Genomic DNA, 10,996 nt, shown 5'->3' with positions numbered 1-10,996 from the left:
GGAAAATCTGGATAGAATAATAAGAAAGCAATAATTGAAGAGGTGAAAATTTGAAGACAGAAACGATTATTTTTCATTCTCCAGAAGAGATTGTTCAGTTTGTGGAATCTGTTCAGAAATATGATTTTGATGTTGATTTAAAGTATGGTCATATAGTAGTAGACGGAAAATCTTTACTGGGAGCGCTGGCTGTGGGTACAAACCACAAGGTCGAGGTATGCATGCACACCGGGGACAGCGCGGTATAGGAATTAAAGAAAGCTGGGGCATAAATGAAAGTTTATAGATGCCTTGGCTTTTTTATTTTGTAAATTCAAAGCTGCGTTTCTGGATGAAAAGCAGTAGATTTTTCCATGGTATTCTTGTATTCTAGAGACAGAAGCAGATACGCATAGAGACAAAGGAGGAACCATGCAGGCAGATATAAAGGAATATATAGAAGGCTTTGAACCGCCGGTGCAGGCGTATCTTCTGGAGATGCGGCGCATAATCCTGGACACGATACCGGAATGTACTGAGAAGATAGCCTGGGGCGCCCCGGCTTATTATCTGAACGGGTATCTGCTGCAGATTGCAGCGAATAAGAAGCACCTGGGATTCTATACAAGCCCGGGTACACTGGAAGAATTCAGGGAGGATCTGGCTGTCTATAAGACAAACAAGAAGAACACAGTGCAGTTTCCTTATGATACGAAACTGCCGGAAGCGTTGATTCGCAAAATGATTCAATTCAGGAAGAAAGAGAAGCTTACAATTTTGGATGGGAAAAAGAAAGAGACTACAGTACGATTTTAGCCAATGCTCCCAGGAGTGCATTTGGCGGCCACTGCGCGCCCTGTTCCGTTAAATATCATCGGGAAGATGAAGGAAGCGGTGGAGCTGTTTGGATAAGGCATAACTGCCCTCCTCAGGGATGGCAGTTATGCCTTTTGTGTTTCTCCTGCATTTCTTTCATATACTTTATAAGCTGCAGATTTGTATTTGCCAAAGCAAAGCCTCCTTTCTGTACATGATTCTTATCCTAACAGATCTACAGCTGAGAGGTCAGCGCAGAAAACTTATAAAATATTAGGCTGCTGTTGGAGCGCCAACAGGTGATTTTTTCTGAAGGGATTACAATGAGAATAGAAATCAAGAAGAGTGAGGCGGTAAGTATGAATGAACAGTATGATGTAATCATTATAGGCGGGGGCCCGGGAGGTCTGACCGCTGCCATATATGCCGGCCGGGCCGGCAGAAAGACACTGCTGATTGAGAAGGGCAGCTACGGAGGCAGGGTAAACACAACGGCAGAGATTAGAAATTATCCCGGAACAGTCCGCGAGAGCGGGGAAGGGCTGATGCAGAGATTCCGTGAGCATGCGGAAAGCTTTCCCACGGTTTCTATGAAGCGGACCACAGTTACAGGGGTGGAAAAAGAGGGGGATATCTTCACCGTCCATACCAGAAGAAGAGGGGATTTTCAGGCAGCATGCGTTATTCTGGATCTGGGAACCAGGCCCCGGGTTCTGGGGATTCCCGGGGAGGAAGAGTTTGCCGGCCATGGGGTTGCCTACTGTGCCACCTGTGACGGGGAATTTTTTAAGGATAAAGGAATTTATGTGCTGGGAGCCGGGGATCAGGCCATTGAGGAGGCGGATTATCTCACACGTCTGGTTAAAAAGGTTACGGTGATTGTTCTCCACGAGAAAGGACATCTGGACTGCAATGAGTTAGCAGCCCAAAAGGCTTATGAGAACCCCAAAATTGATTTTGTATGGAATGCAACGCTGGCTGAAATCCGGGGCAGGGACTGGGTGGAATCCCTGATGCTGAAGAACGTTGTGACAGGAGAAATGAGGGAGGTAAAGACAGAAGGACTCTTTTCCTTTGTGGGCATGGTGCCCCAGACAGACTTTGTAAAGGAGCTGGTACACTGCGATTCCTCCGGGTACATTCCTGTGACAGATAAGATGGAGACCTGTATACCGGGGCTCTATGCAGTTGGGGATTGTACCCGCAAATTTTTGAGGCAGATTGTGACCTCTGCCGCGGACGGGGCTGTGGCAGCAGAGGCTTCCGGCCGATATACCAGTGAATTAGAGCAGATTCGGGGGATATTAAGTCCGGATTCAGGAAAGACAGTCTTTGTATTCTATAATCCCTACCACAGCGAGGAGATTGAAAAGGTGACAAAGCTGGAGAGAATGCTGGGGGAAAGCCAGAAGGTTTACCGCCAGGATATTACACGGCAGAGTCTGCTTTATCAGGAGCTTGGCCTGAAAGAGACTGTGGCGGCAGCATATTATGAGAATGGACAGCTGATAAAGACAGAGAGCTTTCAGCTGTCTAAATAAAAGGTAAATATAGCCTGAGAAGCAGGCAGGAAGAATGGAGGATATGAATTATGGGACAGCCGCTTGTCTTTCCCCACGGGGTAACTGTATACCAGCCGGAAAAGTGCTGGAATGGATATACGATAGTTCCGCTAATTAACGACGGAGTCTTGCTGTTTGACATGAACGGAAATGAGATCAGGAGATGGAAGATGCATGCCATGCCGCCTAAACTCCTTCCGGGGGGATACGTAATGGGACTTTCCGGATACCGCCACCCCGATTACGGCATGCAGGATGGGGTAAATCTTATTGAGATAGATTACGACGGTAATATTGTTTGGAGTTTTGATCATTTTGAGGAGATTGATGACCCGGGACGGGATCACCGCTGGATGGCAAGGCAGCACCATGACTACCAGAGGGAAGGGAACCCGGTAGGCTATTATGTGCCGGGAATGGACGCAAAGCCTTTGGATGGAAATACCCTGATTCTGGTACATCAGACCATCAGGAATCCGGGGATCTCCGACAAAAAACTTCTGGACGATGCAATGATAGAAGTGGACTGGGAGGGGAATATACTCTGGAAATGGTCTGTCAGCGAACATTTTGAGGAGCTGGGGTTTGACGAGGCAGCCAGAAATGTGCTGTTTCGGGACCCCAATCTCAGAACCTCTGACGGAGGCGTGGGTGATTATCTCCACATTAACTGTATGAGCTATCTGGGGCCAAACCGCTGGTATGATTCGGGGGATCAGAGATTCAAGCCGGAGAATATTATTTTTGACTGCAGAGAGGCTAATATTCTGGCAATCCTTGATAAGGAAACAGGAAATATTGTCTGGAAGATAGGACCGGACTTCACGGCCGCCCCTGAACTCTTGAAGCTGGGGTGGATCATCGGTCAGCATCATTTTCATATGATTCCCAAAGGACTGCCAGGGGAGGGAAATCTTCTCGTCTTTGACAACGGAGGCTGGGCCGGATACGGTACGCCCAATCCCGGCTCCAGGATCGGAACCAAAAATGCGCTCAGGGACTACAGCCGTGTGCTGGAGCTGAATCCGGTCACGCTGGAGGTGGTATGGAAGTTAACGCCTAAGGAACTGGGGCATGCTATTCCCACAGATGCCAGCAAATTCTACAGTCCTTATGTGAGCAGCGCCCAGCGCCTGCCAAACGGAAATACACTGGTCACGGAGGGATCGGACGGAAGGGTGTTCGAGGTGACGCCGGAATATGAGATTGTATGGGAATGGATTTCTCCTTACTATTCCCACAATGAAAAGGGCCCGAAAAACAACATGATTTACAGGGCATATCGGTATCCCTACGACTATGTGCCCCAGGAGCCAAGGCCTGCGGAGATCCCCATAGTCCCTGTAGACAACACTGCCTTCCGTGTCCCGGGTGCGGGAGCCCTGGGGGCCAAAACAGTGGTTGACGTGGAAGGGACTCTGCCCTACTATGACGATGTTGCCCTGTGCGTAGCTACAGACGATGAAGAAGATATGACAAAACGGGAGAAGGTGTTTACCGTAGACACCGACTTCTTCCGGCCGATCACGATGCAGGAATGGGAAGGGGAAGTGCTGAAGGAGGAAGAAATCCCTGTCCTTGTGCTTTTTGGGGCGGAGCGCTGTGTCCACTGCAAGGCACTTCATCCGGTGCTGGAAGAGGCTTTGCAGGAAGAATTCCAGGGGCGGTTCAAGGTCTGCTTTGTGGATGTAGATGCCGATAAGGCATTGGCAGAAGCCCTGCATATAGGCGGTATTCCTGTGGTGGCGGTATTCTGCAGAGGAAAAGAAGTCCTCAGATTCCAGGGGGAGAAAGACTACGACGATCTCTGTGATATTTTGGACAGAGGGCTGCAGCAGTTTTGAATTTCCGGGGCTCTTGCCTGGCGGCAGGGCCCCTTGGGGCCTCTGCCATAGAGATGCTCTAAGACAAAGCCGGCGTTCCCTGGGGAGTACCCCTTATATGGGACAGGCAAAACCTGCCCCATTTTCGCTGTTTTCGGCCTGCTCTGCCGGAAAAATCTTCTCCGGGTATGCCGGTTTTGTCCTGGGGCATCTGTGCAGTACACTTTGAGTACAGATTGCATTCCCCCCGGATATAGAGTATGATGATGTTAACCTTTAATGTACCGCAAACGCAGTGCGCCTGTCTGCAGGGGATGCGTTGAGAGGTGCCCGTGGGTAAGTTTTCCATCAGGAGGAAGGAAACATGCATCAGCCCCCCTTTGCCGATCTTTGCCGGGAACACGAAATCTACAGCCGGTATCTGAAATACAAAACCTATAAAGCAGCCAGCATCATCTATTCTCTGGGGGATCCCATCGATGCCTTTGGGATTGTAACAGACGGAATCCTGAAAGCGGAGACAGATACCGCCGGAGGGGAAGAGATGTGCAGTGCTTACTTTGAGGAAAAGGATATATTACCTGAATTTTTATACTTCTCTGGCAGGAGATCCTACACCTATAATCTGGTGGCGGCCAAAAGAACTACAGTAGCCTGGATGCCTGCCTCCAGGTTTGTTGAGATGATAGAGGAGGATACCCGGATGATGTACTCACTCCTTCTCTACGTCTCTCAGAGGGGGCTGAAGAATCAGCTTCAGCTTAACTGTCTGAATTATCAGACTATTCGTCAGAGAGTGGCCTTTTGGCTGGTTGGGATGGATCATCTTTATGAGGACGGACAGATTCCCCTCCCTGTGTCACAGACTGTATGGGCCAACAAGCTGCATGTAAGCAGATCTTCCCTGAATCAGGAACTAAAGAAGATGGAGGCCCTGGGATATTTCCGGAGAAATCCCCGGGGGCTGAAACTGCTGGATGCGGAGGGGCTTTCTGGTCTGCTTTAGGGTGCAGACGAGAGCGCCAGACCGCATTCCAGTGCAAGTGCCATATAATTATCTGCTCCGGAAAGACCGTAATCTGTCAGATCCCTGGGCTGCCATACGCCCCCGTCAAGGCTGTCCGCACCGTAAAAAAACTGGGCGAAAGGAACCTTTCGGTATCTGGATACTGCCAGCAGTGCGGAGTACTCCATATCAACAGCAATGCAGCCCTCTTTTTTGCGCTCTGAGATCCGGGGGGCGGTCTCCCGGTATATGGCATCTGTAGTCCAAATCATTCCGGACGTATAGGGACAGCCCCAGCGGTCCATACAGCTTTGAAGGATGAGGCTGCTCGCTGCATCAGGCTTTAACTGGATATCTCCGGGATAATAATGGTAGCTGGTGCCCTCATCCCGGACAGCTCCGGTGGGAAGGATCAGACGATTCCCCACCTTTTTTTCGTCCAGGACTCCGCAGCATCCGAAAAAGACAAAGCGTTTTCCGCCCATAGCAATGATCTCTTCCAGCCCGCAGATACAGGCCGGAGCACCTACCAGAGAGAGATAAAAGGCTAATCTTCTGCCTCCGTAGGTGATCTCATAGACTGGATTTCTGCCGTTGGCAGTATATAACCAGGCAATAATCCGAACGCCGTCCATGGATGCGAACTTATCAATGATAGCTTTGGAAAAGGTAGAGATACATACCTCCGGAAAACCGTTTACTGGCTGGACAGAGTCTTCCGGGTTAATTACGGCTGCAGAGGGCAGCTCCTTCTTATAAAATACAGACGTCATAGGGGATTCACTCCTTTCCTGTAAGTATCAGCCGGATCTGGCTGAGGATTCTTTTCGGTATCCGGGGATCTACCGGCATAAGCTTGCTGTACATGCGTACCCCCTGATAGGAGAACAGTATCAAGTCAATCACTGCCTCCGTATCCACAGGCAAAAATTCGCCTCTTTTTATCCCGTATTCCAGTAAACGTTCCCACATCTCTGCAGACTGACGGTACTGCTCATACATGGAATGGTCATCCCCGGAGTATTCAGGGCTGCTGAAAAACTCATACAGTGCAACACTTAATGAACTCCCGGCATCTGCCATCTCCGATTCGTAGCGTTTCAGCACCTCATCCAGGATGTCACCTGCGGGAACACCCTGTTCCATCTTACCGCCGAAATCGTCGGCCTGCTGTCTCATAAGGGAGTCCACGATTTCTATGAAAATCTCCCGTGTACTACCGTAATGCCGGTACAGGCCTCCCCGGCTCAGGTGCGTGCGTTCACAGATGTCTTTCATTGTCACATCTTTGAATCCCTTTTCTGCAAACAGCTGACAGGCGCTCTGACAGATTGCCTGCCTGGTTCTTCTTCCCTTCTCTCCCATAGTACAACCTCCAATAAGCGACATGAGTGTCTCTATATTATGAGACATATGTGTCGCAAAGTCAAGAGGATTTATTTAAAACTTTTACAGGTTATTTACTCCATCCCCACAAGGTATTTAACCCGTCCGGCATATACTTGTCTCAGTAAAGGAGAGGAAGTGAAAGAAAATGCAGATTACCAGGCAGAAAATAATGGTCATTTTACTGATAGTTCTCTTATTTGCAGGGGGTGTGTTCTGGCTTTTTTTCCGGCCTGCCCAGGTATCCCCTGTTCAGACCGGAAACGGCATGGTCCTGGATATGGATGCAGAGGATTGGGAAAATCAGCTGGAAGGCCAGGCAGAGGCAGAAACTTCAGGCATTAAGATACCCGGATATGGAACAATTACTTTTCCGGCAGATGAAAAAGAGGTACAGCTCACCCTTGCTAACCCAGTAGAAAATCCCTGCTATTTTCAGTTTGTTATTGCCCTGGATGAGACAGGGGAAATACTTTATACTTCAGACCTTATCGAACCAGGAAAGGCCATTAAGAATCTCACGCTGGCCCGGGGTCTGGAGGCAGGAGAATATGAGGCAGAGATTCAGGTTCACACATTTTCCCTGGATACCCAGGAGAAGATGAATAATGCAGTGGTGCGTACCAATGTTTCGGTACAGTGACAGGAACGGTTAATACAGATATCCGCCCGGGAGTTATCTGTTTTAATAGAACTGCAGGATCGGAGAGGGCTATTTCTGTCTCCGTCTGCAAATTCCATATAGTATGAGGAGGAAATATTTTTATGAGAAAAAAATTAGCAGCAGTGTTAACCATGGGCCTTATCTTAGGGACATCCGGATCTGTTTACGCGGCAAATCTGGAAAGTTCAGAGACACAATTCACTTGTACAGTAACCAATGAGCCTTCCTATACGGTCAGTATTCCGTCCAGCGTTACTATGGCTGCAGATGGAACAGACGTGGATATTACAGTGACAGATGTAAATAATCTTCAGGATGGGCAGAAGGTTTCCGTGACCGTGGCAGGGACAGACTTTTCTTTTGACCAGCTGGTTTTGAGCGGCAGGGACTCCGGTGGAATAAACAGAATCCTGGGGTATAAGATTCAGAGACCGGACGGCACCTTAATAGAGTCCATTGCAAACGTATCTGTGGCCAAAGGACAGGAGATTGTGTCCTTCACAGAAGACGGGACAAAGACATACAGAGCAATTCCCGAGATCGGACCTACGACAGTAAAAGGAGTTACCTATACCGGCAGCCTTACCTATGGAATTGCGGTGGCAGACGCCGAATGAAACAGGGAGATCGTTCCTGATGAACCTGGGTCACAACAACCTGCTTATCCAAAAGAAGGGCAAAACAGAGCAGGCGTGTGGTCCCCCTCAGGGGTATGGGGATATGGGAAGACTGGGTACGCAAAAACAGCAGATACCGGGGACGTCATGAAGGCGCCTGTCTGGCTGCTGGTGTGTATACTGGGAGCAGCCGGGATCGTCTGCTTTCGAAAAAAATGCATCTAGATGCTTAATGAATACGGGCTTCCCTTACCGGGGAAGCCCGTATTCTCTGAGGATACAGAAACGGGTGGAATAAAGGCCGGACATAAGGGAGGCCGGGCTGTCACAGAGCAGTGAAGGCGCTTTCCCCTCTTCAATTACAGTAATGCCTTCCTGCATCCGCCGTATCTTCATCCGCCGGATATCCCCCTCCGTGAGGCCAGAGGTATTCCCGAGACGTTCAAGCTCTCTGCAGAAGACTTCCCGGGGCAGCTGGCCGGTAAAGTTTCCCAGATGCAGGATGGGAACTGTCTCACAGGCATCATCCAGGAGGTTTTGATAGATGGGATGTTCTTCCAGACGCTTCATTAATTCTTCTTTGCTGTTAAACGTAATGGATATTTCCCTGTTCTCTGTGAGATCCAGCTCCTGATATTTCAGCAGGAGCTCCTGAAAGATATCCGCATAAGGGGAATACCCCATAGATACATGATGCAGGCTGTCCCAGAATGCCCGGTCTGTGAAATACAGAAATTCTGTCTTCCCACTGTGCTTTTTGACATATTGGAGCAGGACATCCGGAGAGGGGTATTCACTGGTATTCCTGGAAATAAACACCTCCGTCAGAGAACGGGCCATGAATTCCAGGATCGCCACGTGGCGGTTAAAGAAAACCTGAGTGTAGGAAAAATACCGGTTCATAAGAAACTGATCGGCAATGGAGATCCCTTTCGAGTGAACACCGATGATCTCCGCATCCTGATACATGGTTCTGGCCAGACTCCTGAGAAACAGACCCAGCTCAAAGCCGCCGTAGCTGGTTCCGGAAAAGGTGGCATCCCTCATAATATAATCGATTCGGTCGGCATCCAGCTCCGAGTGGATCAGCTGCACCAGGCCAGAGATGCCGGGATTGCGCTCCACATTTCCGGTAATAATGTCACAAATATTATCAATCTGAATCAGGGAGGATCCCCCGCAGTGTTTCTCAATAATTCTAATAATATCTTCATCATGGCGGATGACTTCTCTGGTAATGTGCTCATGGTGAAATGGATTGGGAGATTCCTGCATGTAGTCCAGGCTGGGATGATCCAGGCCATTCAGACTGTTTTGTACCTTGTGCTTCTGATTCACAAGAATATTTTCCGGATCCCGGGGGAGTGATTTGTAAGCCTGTTCTCCCACATGAGAGAGGGGATAGTGCCCGATATCGTGAAGAAGGCCTGCCAGCCGCACCAGCTGCCGCTCCTCCCCTGTATAGTTCAGCTGTATGGCCATCTGGTCGGCAATGTACATAACCCCCAGGGAATGGATAAAACGGGTATGCTCTGCGCCGGGAAAGATCCAATTGGTCAGGCTCAGCTGCTTGATGCTCTGCAGGCGCTTGAAGACGGGGAGCTCTATAATCTCCTTCTCCACAGCAGTATATTCAATAAATCCATGTACATTGTCCAGAATCTTGTCTACAAAACGGATGTCATATCCACTCATCGGTTCACCTCATATCCAGTCTTTTTATCATATTTGGCTCGGTTATTGCTATTATTTTGTATTTATTCTATCATCAGGTGCTTGTGAGATCCAGTACAATATATGTCCTTCCGGCAATACACGGGGATTCGCGCAAAAAGCAGAATATTGCACCCTTCGCCGGATGGCTGTGAATCTTACAGAACAAAATAGAGAAAATGTATATTGACAACTTGATTTCACGGGAATTATACTTCGTTATAGCAGCAATTATTTGCAGATAAGAAAGAAGGAGAAAAGATATGGCAAGCATCAGAGATGTTGCAAAAGAGGCGGGGGTAGGGGTCGGTACAGTATCAAGATTTCTAAATGACAGTGGTTATGTATCGGAAGAAGCAAGAACGAAAATTGAAGATGCAATGAAAAAGCTCGACTATACACCGAATGAGCTGGCAAGGAATCTTTATCATAAAAAGACAGGAATTATTGCAGTGCTGGTGCCGAATGTCTCTAACCCTTTTTTCGCAGAATTTGTGGATTGCGTAGAGTCAGAGCTGTATAATGCCGGATTTAAAATGATGCTGTGTAATACAGAAAAAGAAAGTAATGCTGAACTGGAATATTTAGATATGCTGAATCGGCACATTGTTGACGGGGTAATTACAGGCGTCCATTCTTTGAAGGTAGAAGAATACAAGAGAATCCATAAGCCGATTGTTGCTTTGGATCGTTACCTTGGAGAAGAGATACCGGTGGTAGCGGTTAACCATAAGGAAGGCGGAAGGCTTGCGGCGGAAACTTTAATTGAGAATGGATGTAAAAAGATTTTGCATTTTATTGGCAATACAAAGGTGGAATCTCCCTATCATGAGAGGCATTATGAGTTCGAGAGAATTATGAAGGAAAATAATATCCGGACAATTTGCTATGAACTGGAATGGAATCGGCTGGACGCTCAGTATTACAGAGAGGCAGTAAAGGATGTTATGTCCCAAAATATAGACTTTGACGGCGTTTTTGGGGTTGACAGGCTGGCCATAGAATGTATGAATGAAGTAATAAGAAGGCATAAAAAGGTTCCAAGAGATGTAAAATTTGTGGCTTACGATGGAACATATATTACAGAAATGGTTGAACCGGAATTAACAGCAATCGTTCAGCCAATAGGAGGGCTGGCAAAAGAATCTGCCCGCTTAATTTGTAAATTAATTAATGGCAAAATTTATAAAGACAAAAATATTATATTGAATGTAGAATTAAAGAAGAGAAAAACAACAATTGTTTAAGAGAAAAGCAACAAAAAGTAATTAGAAAATTTTGTAGTTATGTACAAAATATTGTATAAGACATAAAAAAACATTGACATCGGGGAATGAAAGAATATAATGAGATTAAAGAAATCGAATAGTGCACATTCGTGTTGTAAGTGTTGTGGAACGCGTTCCACAGCGCTTACAAAAAGATTCGGG

The 10,996-nt window shown here is 47.7% G+C and carries 12 protein-coding genes; 9 read left to right on the top strand and 3 right to left on the bottom strand.

Annotation, left to right across the window (positions count from 1 at the left end):
- Positions 1-50: 50 nt before the first annotated feature.
- The 5 genes from ACGHCT_RS21260 to ACGHCT_RS21240 all read left to right on the top strand — a co-directional run bounded on the left by ACGHCT_RS21260 (position 51) and on the right by ACGHCT_RS21240 (position 5,186).
- Positions 51-248, top strand: a complete 198-nt coding sequence (locus tag ACGHCT_RS21260; protein ID WP_072850517.1) for an HPr family phosphocarrier protein — start codon at positions 51-53, stop codon at positions 246-248.
- Between the two features lie 163 nt (positions 249-411).
- Positions 412-795, top strand: a complete 384-nt coding sequence (locus tag ACGHCT_RS21255) for an iron chaperone (protein WP_154256790.1) — start codon at positions 412-414, stop codon at positions 793-795.
- A 323-nt stretch (positions 796-1,118) separates the two neighbouring features.
- Complete coding sequence (locus ACGHCT_RS21250) at positions 1,119-2,336, top strand: NAD(P)/FAD-dependent oxidoreductase (protein WP_390437447.1); 1,218 nt, start codon at positions 1,119-1,121, stop codon at positions 2,334-2,336.
- Positions 2,337-2,386: 50 nt separating this feature from the next.
- Positions 2,387-4,201 (top strand): aryl-sulfate sulfotransferase, encoded by a 1,815-nt coding sequence (locus ACGHCT_RS21245; protein ID WP_154256786.1) that lies wholly within the window; start codon positions 2,387-2,389, stop codon positions 4,199-4,201.
- 343 nt (positions 4,202-4,544) lie between these two features.
- The gene (locus ACGHCT_RS21240) at positions 4,545-5,186 is read left to right on the top strand and encodes a Crp/Fnr family transcriptional regulator (RefSeq protein ID WP_154256783.1); all 642 of its coding nucleotides are present in this window, start codon (positions 4,545-4,547) and stop codon (positions 5,184-5,186) included.
- On the opposite strand, the gene ACGHCT_RS21235 is transcribed toward ACGHCT_RS21240, so the two are convergent.
- Positions 5,183-5,959, bottom strand: coding sequence for a nucleoside phosphorylase (locus tag ACGHCT_RS21235; protein ID WP_226903295.1), 777 nt, complete (start codon positions 5,957-5,959; stop codon positions 5,183-5,185). The two genes, ACGHCT_RS21240 and ACGHCT_RS21235, sit on opposite strands and share 4 nt — an antisense overlap.
- Positions 5,960-5,966: 7 nt before the next feature.
- Positions 5,967-6,551 carry a TetR/AcrR family transcriptional regulator gene (locus tag ACGHCT_RS21230; RefSeq protein ID WP_154256779.1) on the bottom strand — a complete coding sequence of 195 codons (585 nt, stop codon included), beginning with the start codon at positions 6,549-6,551 and terminating at the stop codon, positions 5,967-5,969.
- Between the two features lie 169 nt (positions 6,552-6,720).
- Here ACGHCT_RS21230 and ACGHCT_RS21225 point away from each other — a divergent pair, with 169 nt between their 5' ends.
- The 3 genes from ACGHCT_RS21225 to ACGHCT_RS21215 all read left to right on the top strand — a co-directional run bounded on the left by ACGHCT_RS21225 (position 6,721) and on the right by ACGHCT_RS21215 (position 8,004).
- Positions 6,721-7,215 (top strand): hypothetical protein, encoded by a 495-nt coding sequence (locus ACGHCT_RS21225; RefSeq protein WP_390437444.1) that lies wholly within the window; start codon positions 6,721-6,723, stop codon positions 7,213-7,215.
- Between the two features lie 122 nt (positions 7,216-7,337).
- Positions 7,338-7,853, top strand: a complete 516-nt coding sequence (locus ACGHCT_RS21220) for a hypothetical protein (protein WP_154256775.1) — start codon at positions 7,338-7,340, stop codon at positions 7,851-7,853.
- A gap of 19 nt (positions 7,854-7,872) precedes the next feature.
- Positions 7,873-8,004 (top strand): hypothetical protein, encoded by a 132-nt coding sequence (locus ACGHCT_RS21215; RefSeq protein WP_279235161.1) that lies wholly within the window; start codon positions 7,873-7,875, stop codon positions 8,002-8,004.
- Positions 8,005-8,102: 98 nt separating this feature from the next.
- Here the strand turns inward: ACGHCT_RS21215 and ACGHCT_RS21210 are convergent, their stop codons facing one another.
- Positions 8,103-9,548, bottom strand: coding sequence for an HD domain-containing protein (locus ACGHCT_RS21210; protein WP_226903600.1), 1,446 nt, complete (start codon positions 9,546-9,548; stop codon positions 8,103-8,105).
- 281 nt (positions 9,549-9,829) lie between these two features.
- Here ACGHCT_RS21210 and ACGHCT_RS21205 point away from each other — a divergent pair, with 281 nt between their 5' ends.
- Entirely contained in the window at positions 9,830-10,813 is a 984-nt protein-coding gene (locus tag ACGHCT_RS21205) for a LacI family DNA-binding transcriptional regulator (protein ID WP_154256771.1), read from the top strand.
- Positions 10,814-10,996 lie beyond the last annotated feature (183 nt).

The sequence above is a fragment of the Lactonifactor longoviformis genome (genome assembly GCF_042848515.1).
Classification (GTDB): domain Bacteria; phylum Bacillota; class Clostridia; order Lachnospirales; family Lachnospiraceae; genus Lactonifactor; species Lactonifactor longoviformis.
The sequence above is the reverse complement of the archived record's forward strand: the minus strand, read 5'-3'. Positions and strand labels throughout refer to the sequence as shown.